Here is a 16325-nt window from a genome sequence, read left to right on the forward strand (position 1 = left end):
GGGCGCTTCCGCCGGAACCGTCGCCCACGGAAATCGTGGCCGGCGTGCAAGTGCGGGGCTACAGTGGGCGCCATGCGAGCGCACGCGAGAGGTACCTGGAACATCTGATGAATCCGGCTTCCTGGGTGCTGCACGTCGACATGGATCAGTTCATCGCCGCCGTCGAGGTGCTGCGCCACCCGGAACTCTCCGGCAAGCCCGTCATCGTCGGCGGAAACGGCGATCCGACGGAACGGGCCGTCGTTTCCACCGCCTCGTACGAAGCTCGTGCCTACGGGATCGGCTCGGGGATGCCGTTGAAGATCGCTGCCCGCAAGGCCCCGGATGACGCCGTGTTCCTCCCTGTCGATCATGAGGCTTATGAGGCGGCATCCGACGCAGTGATGATGACGCTGCGCGCTCGACCAGGAGTCGTGCTGGAGGTCATCGGCTGGGACGAGTGCTTTCTGGGCGTGAGCACCGAGGACCCTGAGACCGTCGCGCGCGACGCCCAGGCCGCTGTCCTCGAGGCGACGCGTCTGCACTGTTCCGTGGGCATCGGCGACAACAAGATCCGCGCCAAGATCGCGACCGAGTTCGGCAAGCCCGGCGGGGTCTTCCGTCTGACGGAGAAGAACTGGTTCGAAGTGATGGGGGAGCGACCGACCCGCGACCTCTGGGGCGTCGGCTCCAGGGTGCAGAAGCGGCTCGCAGATCTCGGCATCCATACCGTCCGTGAGCTCGCCGACGCTGAACGGGACGATCTGATCGCCGAGTTCGGACCGAAAATGGGCGTCTGGTATCACGGACTCGGCTCAGGAGACGGGCCGAGCGTCGTCGATGACACACCATGGGTCGCGCGCAGCCACAGCCGGGAGACGACGTTTCAGGCGAATCTGACAACGGCGCGGGAGATCGAGGAAGCCATCCGCGGGCTGGCGGAAGAGGCATTCGACGATTGCGCGGCAGAGGGACGAGCGGTCATCCGCGTTCATCTCAAGGTGCGCTACGCGCCGTTCGTCACCAAGACGACCGGACGCAAGCTCGCTGAGCCGACGACCAGTCGCGAAACCTTCGTCGCTGCGGCACTGGCTCTCGGCGGGGTACTCGACGAGGGACGCGAGGTGCGCCTGCTCGGCGTACGCGCCGAGATGGAGATGCCCGTTGACGGTGACGCTGCCGAGCGAACGCCGGTGCGCGGGAGGATCTGAGGGGTGATCCCATCCCGTGGTGTCCGGTCACCACGGAGTGCCGTGCAGGTCGACCTCGCCCTCAGGCCACTCCTGCAGGGACGAATGGACGGGATAGATCAGGATCGGGGAGTCCCGAGTGGTGACGATCTCATGGGGCTTCTGCCAGGAGACGCAGTGTTCGACGACCTGGATGCGGTGCCATCCGGTCGCTCCGTAGAAGGCAACCACCTCGTCCCGGCAACCGAGATATCCGAAGGAGACGGACGGGTTCGCGCGCATCGCGTCCTGGGCGTGTTCCATCGCTCGCGTGCCCAGCCCCGTCCCGCGCCGGTCGGCGTCCACGAGCACGCCACCGGTTCCGGCCACTGTCACGGTGGCGCTGCCCACGGAGATGGTGCGGATCTGGTGGCCGACGTGGGCCACCAACTCCGCGCCGTCGAAGACCATCGTGTGCACGTCGGCCGGCGCGTAGCCGTACGGTGCATCGGGTTCCCAGGGCCCGAACGCCGCGGCATACTCGCGGTCGAAAAGTGACCGTAACTCAGCCGTGTCGCCTGCCGAAAGCGAGTCGTGCGGGACATTCCTGACGTGTTCAACCACGAGACGAGAGTCTACGAGCCCGGCACGGCAGCGGGCGACGATGACGGGTGCGGAGTCAAGACCTCCAACCGATTGCCGAATCCGTCGCGGGCATGGAACCGGATGTATCCCTCGAACGTTTCACGATCGACCCAGGACAGGTCGAAACCGCCCGCCTCGATCCGATGCGCCATCGCTTCGAGCGCCGCGACGCTCTCGACCACGAGCGCGGGGTGCGCCTTCTTCGCCGGCATGAACGGGTCGTCGACCCCGACGTGGATCTCGGCGTTCACGCCTCCGTCATCAAAGCTGCGAAACCAGCATCCTCCCCGTCCCGCAAGCGATGGCGGCTTGTCGACCTCGGTCAACCCGACAGCATCCCGATAGAAGCGACGTGTCGTCTCCTCGCCGCCGGGAGGCATGGACACCTGTACGTGATGCAGTCTCACTTGATCTCCAAATTTATCTTGACGTCGAGATAAATCTAGCACCGGCCCCGTTGATCCTTCGGGATCGCCGATCGCCGCGCTGACACTTCTCATACCGCTGCTGAGACAATGCGCGTATGTCGCAGGCACCCGATCCGAACACCCTCGAGACCGACCGACTCATCCTCCGACCCCAGCGAGTGGGGGATGCGGCCATCTTTCATCAGTTGTGGACCGAGCGGGACGCACGCGTGCCACCGCACCGACAGATCGGCCCGGACGGGCGGCCAACGGAGGCGGATATCGTGTCGCATATCCGCGCACAGCAGGGCGGTTCGAGTCTGGGCCTTCTCACCGTGGAGCGTAAGGGCGCGGCCGTCATCGGATACTGCGGGCTGGTCTTCAATGGCAACGGGGAGGCCGGCGAACCCGAGTTGGCGTTCGAGTTGCTGCGCGACTTTCATAATCACGGGTACGCGACCGAGGCGGCGTGGGCCGTGATCTCGCGGGCGGCGGATTTCGGCTATCCGCGGCTATGGGCGACGGTATGGGACTGGAATGTCTCGTCGCGGCGGGTCCTCGAGAAGCTCGGGTTCCGCGACACCGGGCGCGTGAATGCCGATTCCGTACACGGTCGCAGTCTGCTGACCGTACGGGATGTCTGACGCCGTGGTGTCTGAGATGTCGATCGGGCGCCATCTCGTTCGACGTAGTAGTGAGGGCGACATGACGTCGTCCCGGAATGAAAGGATCCGACCATGTCGCAGTACTTCCTGACCGTGCCTCACGACACGGCGACAGAGCCGACCATGGCCTCGATGCAGGAGTTCGACCCGGCAGAACTCGCAGCCGTCATGGCAGCCGTCGATGCATTCAACACCGACCTGAAGAATGCCGGCGCGCTTGTCTTCGCCGGCGGCCTCAACCCGCCGTCGACCGCGAAGACCGTCGACGTCTCATCGGGGGAGACCCGAGTGCTTGACGAGCCGTTCGTCATGGCAGATTCATACGTCGGGGGCTTCTGGGTGATCGAAGCGGCCGACGACGATGCCGCCATCGAGTGGACGATCAAGGCCGCAACCGCTCTGCAGGGCCGCATCGAGGTTCGCGCCCTGCAGGAGCCACCCACGGAGTAGCCCCCGAAACGAGGCGGCGTGCGATGCGCCGGTCCAACGCGTGTCACGTGCGGGGAGGGAATACTGGGGTGATGACGGCCTTCCCGCGAATCGTTGTTCCCCGCATCACGGGGACCAGCCTTCTCCTCCGCCCGTTTGAGGAGACGGACGTCGACGCCCTGTTCGATGCGTCGGCGGACCCTGCGATCACAGCTGTCACCACGGTTCCTGACGTCGTCGATCCTGGTCTCGCCGCGGAATGGATCGCCAGGCAGCATGAACGCGCGAGCACCGGCCTCGGCTACTCGTTCGCGATCCAGTCCGATCAAGAGTGCGTGGGGCAGATCGGTCTCTGGCTACACGACGTGCACCACGGACGAGCGACGATCGGCTACTGGATCCGCCCAAGCCGTCGCCGTCGCGGGCACGCCTTCAGCGCGCTGCAGACCCTTTCAGAGTGGGCGTGGAGCATCCCCGAGCTTCATCGGCTGCAACTCCACGTTGAGCCGGCAAACGAGGCATCGTGTCGGACGGCTGAGCGCGCCGGATTTGAACGCGAAGGGTTACTCCGCTCCTGGCAGGCCATCGGCGATGAACGCCGCGACATGGTCGTGTACGGGCTCATCAGGCCGCAGTAGCGGCCGTCATCGCGACTGGTCGATTGGGTGCCCGAGATGGATTCATTCCACTAGCAGCTGGCTCCTCTCCAATGCATTCACGGACACGCCACGCTCACCCGGTAAGGTGCGCGCGTGACCATCGATCGTTGGCAAGCTCTCGGATTCGGCGCAGGAGTGCATCTCCTTCGCTTCGGGGTGATCGCGGGAGCACTCGCGCTCGCACCACTGCTGGGAATCTCAGGTTGGTACCTCGGGCTCGCCGCAGACGTCGCCTGCGTTCTCCTTGCCGTCGTGCTCGTGACCGCACGCGGCCAGTGGTGCCGGTCTGGTCTGTTTTCGCTGTGGCGGGGGAGAACCGCTGCCCTGTTCCTCATACCTTTCGTTGCCGAGTTGCTGCTGTGGGCGGTGCCGAGTGGTCTCGTCGAGCGTCCGCCCGGGTTCGGGCTCTGGGCACTCACTCTGCTCCTCGTCGGCGTGAACGAAGAACTCATCAGCCGCGTCGTCGTGCTGGAGCGTATGCGGAGCTCTTTCGGTCCCTTCGGCGCCGTCGCGCTCACCGGCGCCCTGTTCGGCCTGCAGCACCTCTCCGCGTTCGCCACCTCCGCACGCACGGTCGAGGATGTGCTCCTCAATGTTCTTGTCTCCGCGTGCTACGGCATCGGATTGGCAGCATTCCAGTACCGCTTCCGCTGGGTGCTTCCGCTGGTACTCCTGCACGCTGCCGTCGACTTCACGACGATCCTCTCCGCGAATCCGCTGCCAGACCCCGCCGTCGCCGTCACTTGTCTCGCGTTCCTAGCGACCGCGGCGGTGATCCTGCGCCCGCTCGTCACCGACCGCGGTTCTTTCCGTCGTCGCCCCGCCGAATCCCGAACCGGGTCTTCCTGACTGCTTCTACGAGGTCGGTGACAACGCCTGTGAAGTCGAGCCCCGCAGCAACCTGTGGAATGCAATCGGATCTTTACTCCGGAAGCTCCGTGGGGGGGGTGCCAGCCACGCGATCACCCACAGCGATCTGCTCCACGTTCCAGGTCAACGCGCCACTATCGGCTGATGAGCCTCATCAAGTGGCCGACCTGAGCTTCAGTTGTGCCAGGCGGGTTGCGGCGGAAAGCGCTGTTGCCGGGGAGGAGCATCGCCAACCAGAAGGCTGCCCAGAGCGGTCGGTATGCACGCATCCGCACTCGCTCTTCTTCTGACAAGCCGACAGCGGCGGTCAGCGCTTCGGCATCGAACACGCCATCGAGGCGAGCGGCAATGTGCTCGACGTGATCGGCCAGGTCGTATGCCGGATCTGTGAGGCCACCGTCTTCGAAATCAACAAGGCGGCATGTACGACCATCCCAGAGGATATTCGCGGGGTTCAGATCCGCGATCCCGAGTGCCACGAGCCGCGGGTCTGGGAGTACATCGGGTCGAGCCAGCCATTCACGCGCGGCTTCGATTCCGTCCGCCACCTGTAACGAATCCTGGCAGGGGGAGAGGTCGTAGGTGCTGCTCAGCCAGCCCGTAAGGGCATGAGGAAGCGACGACGGGCCGTAGCGGCGCTCTGTGATCCCCGCGGCCGCGATGTGCTCGACGGGAATGCTGTAAAGGCGCTGCAACGCCCGCCCCAGAGACACTGTCTGCTCTGATGTCAGCGGCGTGTGGCCGAGGGGCTCTCCAGCCAGCCGTTCCATGATCACAACCGGGTGCCCTTCGACGGTCTCTCGTCTCAGTGGTCGGGGAGTGATCCCGGGCGCGTGCTCCCAAATGAGGCGGAGACAGCTCCATTCACGATCAGCTTCTCCGTCGGCCCAATGCAGAAATCTCTTCCGGACCTCTGTGTCGCTGAAGCGCAGATCGTGAGTCCGAGACGGCATGCCACACAGCCTATGGGGCTTGTAGGCGACTCTTTCAAAGAAGCGCCTGGCCAACCGAGATAGTGTCGCGGTATGGAACTGGAAGAGATCTGGCCCCTGTTCGGGCTCGAGATCGCCACGCCGCGACTCGTGTTGCGACCCGTCCGAGACGACGACCTGCCGGAACTGCTGCAGGCCGCGCTCGACGGTGTGCATGATCCCGAACGCACGCCTTTCAGCATCCCGTGGACCGATGCTGCTCCCAGCGAACTTCCGGGTAATCTCGCGTCTTTTCAGTGGAGCCTGCGCAACCGGGTCCATGCGCACAATTGGGCGATTGCGTTCGCTGTCCACTACGAAGGTCGCGTGGTGGGATCGCAGGACCTTTCCGCATACGACTTTGCGAATCGACGCACTGTGAACACCGGGTCGTGGCTCACCAAGTCGGTGCATGGCCACGGCCTCGGGACCGAGATGCGTGCGGCGCTGTTGCTGTTCGCCTTTGACACGCTCGGTGCGGAGTGGGCCGAATCAGGCGCCGCGAGTTGGAACGAAGCGTCCCTCAAAGTCTCGAAGAAGCTCGGCTACGAGCTGAACGGTGTGACACGCGTCGCTCCGCGCCCGGGGGAGTCGGTCGACGAGCAACGAGTGCGCCTGGAGAAGAAGTCTTTCGTCCGGCCCGATTGGTCGATTTCCATTCGCGGCGCAGCGCCGGCCCTTGCCCAGTTGGGAATCCGCGGATAATCCTGCCGCAACTGCACCGCTATTTGATCAGTCGAACGTGAACGGCATCCGGAGTGCACCTCTGAGCTGCAAAGCGAACGGTTCGCGCTCCGAAGGATCGACCCACCGTGCCTCCTCTTGTCGCTGATAGAGGCGATCGTCTGTGAAGCGCGGGAACACGTGCATATGAAGGTGCCACACATCCTGATTCCCGGCGGGCTCGTTGTGCTGTCGAGTCGACGTGCCCTCGCATCCGTAGGACGCGCGGATGCCGATCGCGACCCGCTGCGTCAGCTCCCACACCGCGTACCCGTCCGCTGATGACAGGTCGTAGATGTTCTCCACGTGCACCCGCGGAATGACGAGGACCGCCCCGGGATTATCTGGCCACCACTTCGGAGCGATGCGAGCATAGGCGCGTTCCGTGACGGCAACGATGTCAGAGGGCTGGTTCTGTTCGTTGAAGATGCCTTGCTGGAGCAGACAGAACGGACACGAGTAGCCGGCCGGCTCATGCGTAGTCGAAAGCACACACGATCATCCCACGGAGGGGGAGTGGCACCTCGGCTTCTCGTGGTGACCTGGCGCAATCGGGGCCGGCATACTCGATTCGATGCATCAGTGGATGTCGCGCTGACCGCGAGTGCGGACCCGCAGCTAGCCTTCTTCTATGCGCATCGTGGTTGACGCGAGTGACACAATGGCCCGCCTCGGCCAGGTTGCGATCTGGTCGTTCGAGCTTGAGGCGTGGGGGGAGTGTGCTCAAGCTGCCACGGAGGAAGAAGCTCGCTCCCGCTTCGCGAGACGGGCCAGAATTGCACCTGAGGTTCTTGAGGTGCAAGAGCGAATCACTGGAGCTACGGCCGTCTTCGCTAACGATCTGCTCCCTGGAAAAGATGCGCAGATTTCACGGACCGTCCAGATCATTGACGCGCAACGGATCCTCACGCTCGCGCTGCTGAACGCCGCTACCGACGAAGAGTTGGATATGCACGATCCCGCAGTGAAGCAGCCCGCATGGATGGCTTGGCGCACGCCGGGGGAGATACTTCGGCATATCGCCGACACCGAAGCACGCGCCTATCCGCGATGGTGTGGGCTGGCGCAGCTGGAGCCCATCGATGACCTTCGCGAGGAGCTCGCTCGCTCCTCACGTCATATCCGCGAGATCGTCCACACCATGCCGAGGACGTTTCGAAACGAGCATCGCGGCGAAATGTGGACTCCAGTCAAGCTTCTTCGCCGCCTGGCCTGGCACGAACGCATCGAGCTGGTTTTCTTGCGTCGACGTCTGCAGCAGCTTCGTTGACGGCTCATCGGTTCGGCGATTAGAACTGCGGCCAAATCCTCCGAGCTACCAGCTACCGATGCATCAGCGGAGATCGCTATGGTTGCTTGCATGGCGATCGTTTCGGTGTATCTCGACGGCTCTGGAGTGAGCCCTCGGCGCGCGCATCGCTGATCCCAGACACACGGCACACCCCAGAGCCCCAAGGTGAAGACCATCCGGTCTTCACCTTTCTTGCGTTCGACGCGAGCGGGGTCTGCTGGGAGTTCTCGCTCACAGATCGAGGGAGAATTCCATGACCACACCTGACCAAGTGCTCGACCGACTGAGCCGCACGACTGAGCAGATCTTCGGCCGTGAAGACCTGCTGGAACGGCTCTCCCGCGGGAGGCCGCTCCGGATCAAGTTCGGCGTCGATTGCACTGCGCCCGACCTGCATCTCGGCCACGCAGTGAATCTCTGGATGATGCGGTACCTGCAGGATCTCGGTCACGTCGTCGTCTTCCTTCTCGGCGACACCACGACCCGAGTCGGCGACCCCACCGGCCGCAGCAGCACCCGCCCCGTGCTCACCACGGACCAGATCGAACGAAATGCTCAGGCATTCCTCGATCAGGTGAGCCTCGTCCTGCGACATGAGCCGGACGTGCTCGAGATCCGTCGCAACTCGGAGTGGTACGACTCCATGTCGATCAGCGACTTGATCGGCGAACTGAGCCTTGTCACACACAGTCAGCTGATGGCCCGCGACATGTTCCAGAAGCGGGTCGAGGAGCGCCGTGAGATCGCGATGCACGAGTTGGTCTACCCGGTGCTGCAGGGCTTCGACAGCGTGGCGCTGCAATCGGATCTGACGATCGTCGGCTCCGATCAACTTTTCAACGAGAACATGGGGCGAGAGCTTCAGGTGAAGCACGGCCAGCGGCCACAGACCGTCATCACAAGCACCATCACTCCGGGTCTCGATGGGGGCCCAAAGCAATCGAAGTCGTTGGGAAACTACGTCGGGCTCGCGCAGGTGGCGGACGACAAGTTCGGACGACTGATGACCTTGAACGACGATCTCATCGGCGTATGGGCGAAGGTTTACACCGAACTGCCGCTGGCCGTCGTAAGCGAACTTGCCCAACGATCCGGCCTCGGTGGCGTGGACGCTCGCAACGCCAAGCTGGACCTTGCGGAGGCGATCGTTGCGCGCCACCATGGCGTCTCGGAGGCTGAGCGAGCGCGGCGTACGTTTCTCGAGGTGTTCTCAGAGCGCGCGTTTCCCGACGGGATGCCGCAACTCGATGTGCTCCACCATGCGACCGTACTTCAGCTCGTGGAGGCTGCGCGTCCTGAGCTCACACGGTCAGGTGCGCGGAGACTCATCGCCGAAGGAGGCGTACGGATCAATGGTGTGAAGCGGCTCGATGGCGAAGAACTCGTGTCTGTGGGAGCCGAGGATGTGCTCCAGGCTGGGCGACGACGCTGGTTCAGGCTGGCTGTGCACGGTGGTTGATGCAGACCAGGAAAGGCAGAGAGCGCGGCTTCTCATCGCAACCGGGGGAGGAGCCGCTCGTGTTCTCTTCGCGTGCTCGTGGTTTTCCATCGCAGAGTCCGTCCAGCAACTGGAAGCGAAATCACGCAGCCGTCGCCTTGAGAACGCCCTGCGGCAAGTTCTCACGGCGACCGCCACAGATTATTTCTCCAACGAATGTGCTGAGGTCAGAAGCGAGAGACGCCGTTTCGAACGACGGTTTCCGTCGCCGCCCATCCGATCCCAGATCTGCTTCACCCGCGTGCGCCAACCGCAAGATCCACTCCGGAGGGGAGTCGCGCCATCCGGCGTACGCGCCTCCAGAGCGGGTCGACATTCCTCGAGCTGACATAATGTGCATTATCGGCTACAACCCGATACGGTGCGGCAGCTGCAACGCGTCCCTGAAAGCAACCTCAGCGGCGGCCATAGAGATGATCGCGAAGAACGCTCATGGCTTCCGAGGCGGTGCTCGCCCCAGGGACAGCTTCTCTGCCGGCGACGAAGATCACATCGTCATGATCCGCGTAGACAGACCATTCGGCCGAGAACACATCGTTGCCGCCGTCGTGCCAGTAAAAGCGGCCAATGCCCGCGACGTCCTGAACGACCAGCCCATAGCCATAGAAACTCGTGCCGGAAGCGTCCTCTGCAATGTGAGGATGCAGGAGCTGTTCCAAAGATGATTCGGAAACGACTTTTCCATTAAGAAGGGCCTGGAGGAAACCCAAGAAGTTCTCGGCGGTCGTGATCAGTCCGCCGTTGCCGATGAGGTGCCATGACGCATCGTGACCTCCCCAGCTGGCGTCGATGACGCCCTTTCCTTCCGTGGATCGAAGCGAGCGTCCGTCGTCATAGGACGACAAGTAACCGATGCTGTCCAGCCCTGCCGGCGCCAGTACCTCGTCGCGTAGGTATTGCTCGTACGATAGGCCGCTGCGCACTTCGATGATGGCAGCGAGTATCGAGTAACCGACGTTGGAATAGGCGTATTGCGTACCAGGAGTCTCGACGAGTGGAGATGCGAATGCTCGCTGGAGAAACTCGTCTCTGTTGATCTCCTCGGCGTCGTCACCGACGGATTCGGTGAAGCCGCCGGCATGAGTAAGAAGCTGCTCGACCGTGATCATCGCTTTGTCACTGGGTACCTCGTGAAAGATGTCCGAAAGCGTCTCGTCGAAGCGCACTCCGGACTGTTCGACAAGTTTCGAGACCGCCACCGCTGTCACCGTCTTGGTGATCGACCCGATGTCGACGAGAGACTTCTCGGGAGCCACGGCGTCATCTCGAAGCGCACCGAACTCTCGCACGACCGCGGGCGCTCCGTCGTGGGAAAAGGCCACGATCACGGGTGCCATCTCACGCTCGAGGACGTCGAAAGCCGCGGCGAGCCGGTCGTTCGTCGTCGAGGGCAGCGCCTCGTCAGGCTCGCGCTCGGCGCTACTGCAGCCGGCAATCGACAGCACCAGAGCGACGCTGGAGAGGGCACAGAGCAGTCGACGCACGTCTCGACGTTAGAAGAGACCAGGCCGCGCCGCGACCTTTCAAAGGGAACCGAGAACATCCTGTGGGCGGGGCCACAGGACCGATCCGGCCGGCAACTCCCCCGCCCGTGCCCACAACGCCATGTCCACGCTCCTGGTTACGAGCTGACGTACTCCGCCAGATGCTCCCCCGTCAGCGTCGATCGATCCGCCACGAGCTCTGCCGGAGTCCCCTCGAAGACGACACGCCCGCCGTCGTGACCGGCCCCCGGTCCGATGTCGATGATCCAATCGGCGTGCGCCATGACAGCCTGGTGATGCTCGATGACGATCACGGTCTTGCCGGAGTCGACGAGGTGATCCAGCAAACCGAGGATCTTCTCCACATCGGCCAGGTGCAGACCGGTCGTGGGCTCGTCGAGTACGTATACATCGCCCTTCTCCCCCATCTGGATCGCCAGCTTGATGCGCTGACGTTCTCCTCCGGACAGGGTCGACAGCGGCTGGCCGAGCGATAGATAGCCGAGCCCGACGTCTTCGAGCCGACCGAGAATCGCCGCGGCCGCTGGAATCTTCGCCTCCCCTTCCGAGAAGAACCCGCGGGCTTCTGACACCGGCAGATCCAGGACCTCGGTGATGTCGCGCCCTGCCAGCTTGTACTCGAGCACGCCCGCCTGGAAGCGCTTGCCTCCGCAGTCCTCACAGGGTGTCTCGATGGTGTCCATGAAACCGAGTTCGGTGATGATGACGCCAGCGCCCTTGCAACTCGGGCATGCGCCCTCGGAGTTCGCGCTGAACAGTGCCGGCTTCACGCCGTTCGCCTTCGCGAAGGCCTTTCGGATCGGCTCGAGCAGCCCCGTGTACGTGGCCGGGTTGCTGCGCCGCGAGCCCTTGATCGCGCCCTGGTCGATCGACACGACACCCTCGCGCTTCGAGACGGAGCCGTGGATGAGCGAGCTCTTCCCTGAGCCGGCCACTCCGGTCACGACCGTCAGCACGCCCAGGGGGATGTCGACATCGACGTCCTGGAGATTGTTCGCCGTGGCGCCGCGCACCTCGATCGCACCGTCGCCGGTGCGGACCTCTGCCTTGATCGCAGCACGATCTTCCAGATGGTTGCCCGTGAGTGTGCCACTGGCCTTGAGTCCGGCGACGTCGCCCTCGAAGCAGATCGTTCCGCCGCGGCTTCCGGCGCCGGGACCGAGGTCGACGACGTGATCCCCGATCGCGATCGTCTCTGGCTTGTGCTCGACGACCAACACGGTGTTGCCCTTGTCCCGCAACTTCAGCAGCAGCGAGTTCATCCGCTGGATGTCATGCGGGTGCAGCCCGATCGTCGGCTCGTCGAAGACGTAAGTGATGTCGGTCAGCGACGAACCCAGATGACGCAGCATCTTGATGCGCTGCGCCTCTCCCCCGGACAGAGTGCCTGACGGCCGGTCGAGGCTGAGATATCCGAGTCCGAGAGTCACGAATGCGTCGAGGTTCGCGCTCAACGCCTGCAGCAGAGGCGCCGCCTCGGGAAGCTTCAACCCACGCACCCACACGGCGAGATCGGTCACCTGCATCCGGCAGGCATCCGCGATGCTCACCCCGTCGATCTTCGACGATCGCGCTCCTTCAGTGAGCCGAGTCCCGTCGCATTCAGGGCAGACGGCGAACGTCGCGACGCGCTGCACGAAAGCGCGGATGTGGGGCTGCAAAGCGTCGATGTCCTTCGAGAGCATCGATTTCGTGATCTTCGGGATCAGGCCCTCATAGGTCATGTTGATCCCGGAGATCTTGACTTTGGTGACCTCGCCGTAGAGGAACAGATGGCGCTGCTTCTCGGTGAAATCGGCGATCGGCTTGTCGGCGGGATAGAAGCCGGAGGCCGAGAACCCCTTCACCATCCAGCCGTCCGCTGTGTATCCGGGGACCATGATGGCGCCGTCGTCCAGCGACTTCGATTCGTCGACGATCTGTGCCAGATCGAGATCGGAGACCGCTCCCCTGCCCTCGCATCGCGGGCACATGCCGCCGAGATAGATGGCGTCCTTGACGATCTTCTTCTCGCCGCCGGGCCCCGTCATCACACCGCTCGCTCTTTGCGTGGGGATGTTGAAGGAGAACGCCGTCGGTCCACCGATATACGGATGCCCGAGCTTGCTGAACAGGATGCGCAGCATCGCGTTCGCGTCGGTCACCGTGCCGACCGTCGAACGCGGGTTCGCGCCGAGACGCTCCTGATCGACGATGATCGCGGTCGTCAGCCCCTCCAGCACATCGACATCCGGACGCGGCACCGACGGCATGAACCCCTGGACGAAGGCGCTGTACGTCTCGTCGATCATCCGTCGCGACTCCGCGGCGATGGTGTCGAAGACGAGTGAGCTCTTCCCCGACCCTGATACCCCCGTGAACACGGTGAGCCGCCGCTTCGGGATATCGACGCTGATGTCCTTCAAGTTGTTCTCGCGCGCACCCTGCACACGGATCAGGTCATGGGTATCGGCTGCATGGGCGGCAGAGCTCATCAGTGTCCTTCGGGGTTCGAGAGTGAGAGGGGAAGGTCAGGCGGTCTGATTGATGCGGAGCAGGTTTCCCGCAGGATCGCGGAATGCGCAGTCACGGACACCATAAGGCTGTTCCATCGGCTCCTGAACGACGTCGGCGCCCTTCTCGACGAGGCGTTCGAACAGGGCATCCAGATCGTCACTTGCCAGCGTCAGCGCCGAGTAGCTCCCCTTGGCGATGAGCTCGAGAATCGTCTGACGCTCAGCGTCGGTGATTCCCGGGTCCGTTGCCGGTGGATGCAGGACGATCGATGTGTCGGGCTGCCCCTCGGGGCCGACGGTCAGCCAGCGCAGGCCGTCATAACCGACGTCGTTGCGCACCTCGAACCCGAGGGCGTCGCGATAGAAAGCGAGCGCAGCCTCGGCATCGGTGTGCGGGAGAAATGCGTAATGGATGCTGATATTCATGGTGTTCACACTATGTTCGCGTCGGTGCGGGGCGCTTCTTGATTCCTGATCGGTCGGATGACCTGCTTCGCCTGGAACGTCGGGATCCCGTCCACGTTGGCGGCGCGTTCACGGTACACGCTGGGTGAGACACCGACCAGTTCGGTGAATCGGGTGCTGAAGGTGCCGAGCGATGAGCATCCGACCTCGAAGCACACGTCGGTGACGCTCAGATCGCCGCGTCGCAGCAACGCCATGGCCCGCTCGATACGTCTGGTCATGAGATAGGAGTATGGCGACTCGCCGTAGGCCTCACGGAACTTCCGACTCAGATGCCCCGCCGACATATGCACGCCCCTCGCCAGAGCCTCCACGTCGAGCGGACGCGCGTAGTCCCGATCGATTCGATCACGCACCTTCCGCATGACCGCGAGTTCACGGAGTCGGGCATCGTCGACAGGTGTCACGAATCGATCCTGGCACGCACAGGCGTCTCCGCCTATGACGTCTTGCAACGCCCCGAGACGACCACTCCCCTGTTCTTGGCCCTTTCGGCGCTACGCTGAGGCCAACCTCACAGGATGTTCTCAGAAAGGGCCCAAAATGTCCGAATCATTCACGGAAGCGCGGTCGGCTCTCAAGTCGATCCGCATCACGCTCGCGATCTCCGGCGCACTTGCACTGATCGCCGGCCTCGTGCTCCTGATCTGGCCGGTGAAGTCGGCGGTCATCATCACCGGGATCTTCGCCTCGTACCTGATCATCGCCGGACTCGTCTACGTCGGGATCGGCATCTTCTCCGGCAACAAGGGATGGGCGCGTATCGGGCACCTCGTGCTCGGACTGCTGTACATCGTCGCGGGCGTCATCGCCTTCACGAACCTCACCGCGGCCGCAGCGAGCCTGGCGATCATCGTCGTGATCTTCATCGGCATCAGCTGGATCGTGGACGGAGTCGTCTCCCTCACGCTGCTCGGTCAGGACGGCTCCCGAGTCTGGACGCTGCTCTACGCGCTTCTGAGCGTCGTGGCCGGCATCGCCGTCCTCACGCTCGGGTTCGCAGCCGTGCCGCTCTTCTGGCTGCTCCTTGCCGCTTCTCTGATCGCGCTCGGCATCGTGCAGATCGTTCGCGCGATCACCCTCGGCAAGTCGGCGTAACAGCCCCTGCGACGCGAATCGGCCCCGTTCTGCACAACAGCAGACCGGGGCCGATTCCGTTGCCGATCAGCTTGGCGCCGGTCGGTGGCGTTCAGTTCACTCAGCCGCGAACGCGCTCACATCGCCGACGAGGCGCGTGTTGTCGGCCGGCACAGGATCGACGGCCGCCTGCGCGACCTCGGCCGCGAACTCGGAGACGTTGTAGAGCTTGCCGGCCGATTCGCGCCGCTCGGCGATGGCGCCAGGATTGGCGCGCTCGAGAAGCGTGGCCGTGATCGTGCCTTCGATCATGTCGCCGGAGACGACCGTGAAGCCGACGCCCTTCTCGGCGAGGCCAGGGATGAGCTCGCGCAGTGCGTCTTCTCCGGCACGCTTGGAGAGCGCGACCGGCTCGTATTCCGGCATGGTCGGCGTCGTCCGGATGAAATGAGCCTGGTGGCTGGTCACGAAGACCACACGGGCGCCATCACCCAGAAGCGGGAGCGCGGCGTTCAGCACGTTGAGCTGAGCATCGCGATTGAGCGTCAGCGCGTAGTCCTCGGCCATGCCGGATTCCATGCCACCGGACGCGTTGAGCACGAGGATGTCGAGACTCCCGAACTCCTCGCGTACCGCGTCGAACATGTCGGAGACGGATGCGGGATCGGTGAGGTCGGCGGCCACGGTGAGGACGCGCCGCCCGAGAGCGCGCAGTTCGACGGCGAGCTTCTCAGCGCGCGGCGCCTTGTTGCGGAAGTTGATGACGACATCGGCGCCCGCTTCCGCGAGATACCGGATGGTGTCGGCGCCGATCCCCCGGGATGATCCGGTGACAAGAGCGACCTTGCCGTCGAGGGAACCTGCGGGGAGAAGCTCGGTCACGGTGACTCCTTGTGATGCGTGAGACGCCGCGATCACGCGACATCCTCACACTATCAATCCCCGCTCCCGACACCCGATCCGAGCCAGGGCGCGTGATAGGTTGACCGCAAAGGAGAGCGCATGGACACTTTCGCCACATTCGTTCAGTTCATCGACCAGTGGGCATGGATCGGCTGGCTCGTCCTGATCGCCGCTTTCCTGGTGATCGAGATGCTGACACTCGATTTCACCTTCCTGATGCTGAGTTTCGGCAGCGCGATCGGTCTCGTCACCGATCTCGTCGGGGTTCCGGTGTGGGTGCAGGTGATCATCGCTGCCGCAGCTGCCGCGATCTTCATCCTCTTCCTGCGTCCGCCGCTGCTCAAGCGCCTTCGTCGCGGCGAGGACCCGACCAAATCGAACGTCGACGCCCTCATCGACCTCCGTGGCATCGCGCTGCATGAGATCACGCAGGTATCGGGACAGGTGAAGCTGAGCAACGGCGACACCTGGACCGCACGAACCCCCGCCGGTGTGCCCATTCCGCAGGGCGCGACGATCGCGATCACCGCGGTCAGCGGCGCGACCGCCATCGTCCGACCCGTCAACGACTAGG

The 16325-nt window shown here is 63.7% G+C and carries 19 protein-coding genes; 10 read left to right on the forward strand and 9 right to left on the reverse strand.

The window, feature by feature from the left end; translation table 11 throughout:
• The first annotated feature begins 107 nt into the window (after nt 1-107).
• A complete protein-coding gene (locus MRBLWO13_RS14750; RefSeq protein WP_341974830.1) occupies nt 108-1190 on the forward strand; it encodes a DNA polymerase IV in 1083 nt (360 codons plus the stop codon).
• A 27-nt stretch (nt 1191-1217) separates the two neighbouring features.
• Here the strand turns inward: MRBLWO13_RS14750 and MRBLWO13_RS14755 are convergent, their stop codons facing one another.
• Together MRBLWO13_RS14755 and MRBLWO13_RS14760 are read right to left on the reverse strand one after the other, a co-directional pair.
• Entirely contained in the window at nt 1218-1772 is a 555-nt protein-coding gene (locus MRBLWO13_RS14755) for a GNAT family N-acetyltransferase (RefSeq protein WP_341974832.1), read from the reverse strand.
• Between the two features lie 11 nt (nt 1773-1783).
• Nucleotides 1784-2293, reverse strand: a complete 510-nt coding sequence (locus MRBLWO13_RS14760; RefSeq protein WP_341974834.1) for a VOC family protein — start codon at nt 2291-2293, stop codon at nt 1784-1786.
• Between the two features lie 23 nt (nt 2294-2316).
• Here MRBLWO13_RS14760 and MRBLWO13_RS14765 point away from each other — a divergent pair, with 23 nt between their 5' ends.
• From MRBLWO13_RS14765 to MRBLWO13_RS14780, 4 genes are all read left to right on the forward strand, one after another.
• Complete coding sequence (locus MRBLWO13_RS14765; RefSeq protein ID WP_341974836.1) at nt 2317-2844, forward strand: GNAT family N-acetyltransferase; 528 nt, start codon at nt 2317-2319, stop codon at nt 2842-2844.
• 93 nt (nt 2845-2937) lie between these two features.
• Nucleotides 2938-3315 carry a YciI family protein gene (locus tag MRBLWO13_RS14770; RefSeq protein ID WP_341974838.1) on the forward strand — a complete coding sequence of 126 codons (378 nt, stop codon included), beginning with the start codon at nt 2938-2940 and terminating at the stop codon, nt 3313-3315.
• 71 nt (nt 3316-3386) lie between these two features.
• Nucleotides 3387-3932 carry a GNAT family protein gene (locus tag MRBLWO13_RS14775; protein ID WP_341974840.1) on the forward strand — a complete coding sequence of 182 codons (546 nt, stop codon included), beginning with the start codon at nt 3387-3389 and terminating at the stop codon, nt 3930-3932.
• A 114-nt stretch (nt 3933-4046) separates the two neighbouring features.
• Nucleotides 4047-4802, forward strand: a complete 756-nt coding sequence (locus tag MRBLWO13_RS14780) for a CPBP family intramembrane glutamic endopeptidase (RefSeq protein WP_341974842.1) — start codon at nt 4047-4049, stop codon at nt 4800-4802.
• Nucleotides 4803-4957: 155 nt separating this feature from the next.
• Here MRBLWO13_RS14780 and MRBLWO13_RS14785 read toward each other — a convergent pair whose 3' ends face one another.
• The gene (locus tag MRBLWO13_RS14785) at nt 4958-5776 is read right to left on the reverse strand and encodes a phosphotransferase (RefSeq protein ID WP_341978426.1); all 819 of its coding nucleotides are present in this window, start codon (nt 5774-5776) and stop codon (nt 4958-4960) included.
• Between the two features lie 72 nt (nt 5777-5848).
• Here MRBLWO13_RS14785 and MRBLWO13_RS14790 point away from each other — a divergent pair, with 72 nt between their 5' ends.
• Complete coding sequence (locus MRBLWO13_RS14790; protein ID WP_341974844.1) at nt 5849-6499, forward strand: GNAT family N-acetyltransferase; 651 nt, start codon at nt 5849-5851, stop codon at nt 6497-6499.
• A 27-nt stretch (nt 6500-6526) separates the two neighbouring features.
• Here MRBLWO13_RS14790 and MRBLWO13_RS14795 read toward each other — a convergent pair whose 3' ends face one another.
• A complete protein-coding gene (locus MRBLWO13_RS14795) occupies nt 6527-7009 on the reverse strand; it encodes an HIT family protein (protein WP_341974846.1) in 483 nt (160 codons plus the stop codon).
• Between the two features lie 139 nt (nt 7010-7148).
• Between MRBLWO13_RS14795 and MRBLWO13_RS14800 the strand changes: the two genes are divergently transcribed.
• On the forward strand, nt 7149-7787 hold the full coding sequence (locus tag MRBLWO13_RS14800) for a hypothetical protein (RefSeq protein ID WP_341974848.1): 639 nt from the start codon (nt 7149-7151) through the stop codon (nt 7785-7787).
• A 274-nt stretch (nt 7788-8061) separates the two neighbouring features.
• Nucleotides 8062-9267 (forward strand): tyrosine--tRNA ligase, encoded by a 1206-nt coding sequence (gene tyrS / locus MRBLWO13_RS14805; protein WP_341974850.1) that lies wholly within the window; start codon nt 8062-8064, stop codon nt 9265-9267.
• 434 nt (nt 9268-9701) lie between these two features.
• Here tyrS and MRBLWO13_RS14810 read toward each other — a convergent pair whose 3' ends face one another.
• The 4 genes from MRBLWO13_RS14810 to MRBLWO13_RS14825 all read right to left on the reverse strand — a co-directional run bounded on the left by MRBLWO13_RS14810 (nt 9702) and on the right by MRBLWO13_RS14825 (nt 14136).
• Entirely contained in the window at nt 9702-10790 is a 1089-nt protein-coding gene (locus MRBLWO13_RS14810; RefSeq protein ID WP_341974852.1) for a serine hydrolase domain-containing protein, read from the reverse strand.
• 137 nt (nt 10791-10927) lie between these two features.
• Nucleotides 10928-13285: an excinuclease ABC subunit UvrA gene (locus MRBLWO13_RS14815; protein ID WP_341974854.1), complete on the reverse strand. Its 2358-nt coding sequence runs from the start codon at nt 13283-13285 to the stop codon at nt 10928-10930.
• A gap of 36 nt (nt 13286-13321) precedes the next feature.
• Entirely contained in the window at nt 13322-13732 is a 411-nt protein-coding gene (locus MRBLWO13_RS14820; RefSeq protein WP_341974856.1) for a VOC family protein, read from the reverse strand.
• 5 nt (nt 13733-13737) lie between these two features.
• A complete protein-coding gene (locus MRBLWO13_RS14825) occupies nt 13738-14136 on the reverse strand; it encodes a helix-turn-helix transcriptional regulator (RefSeq protein ID WP_341978428.1) in 399 nt (132 codons plus the stop codon).
• A gap of 178 nt (nt 14137-14314) precedes the next feature.
• On the opposite strand from MRBLWO13_RS14825, the gene MRBLWO13_RS14830 reads away from it, so the two are divergent.
• Entirely contained in the window at nt 14315-14869 is a 555-nt protein-coding gene (locus MRBLWO13_RS14830; RefSeq protein WP_341974857.1) for a DUF308 domain-containing protein, read from the forward strand.
• A 96-nt stretch (nt 14870-14965) separates the two neighbouring features.
• Here the strand turns inward: MRBLWO13_RS14830 and MRBLWO13_RS14835 are convergent, their stop codons facing one another.
• Nucleotides 14966-15730 (reverse strand): SDR family oxidoreductase, encoded by a 765-nt coding sequence (locus MRBLWO13_RS14835; RefSeq protein WP_341974859.1) that lies wholly within the window; start codon nt 15728-15730, stop codon nt 14966-14968.
• A 120-nt stretch (nt 15731-15850) separates the two neighbouring features.
• Between MRBLWO13_RS14835 and MRBLWO13_RS14840 the strand changes: the two genes are divergently transcribed.
• Complete coding sequence (locus MRBLWO13_RS14840; protein ID WP_341974861.1) at nt 15851-16324, forward strand: NfeD family protein; 474 nt, start codon at nt 15851-15853, stop codon at nt 16322-16324.
• Nucleotide 16325 lies beyond the last annotated feature (1 nt).

Origin of the sequence: Microbacterium sp. LWO13-1.2 (assembly GCF_038397725.1) — a bacterium.
Taxonomy (GTDB): domain Bacteria; phylum Actinomycetota; class Actinomycetes; order Actinomycetales; family Microbacteriaceae; genus Microbacterium.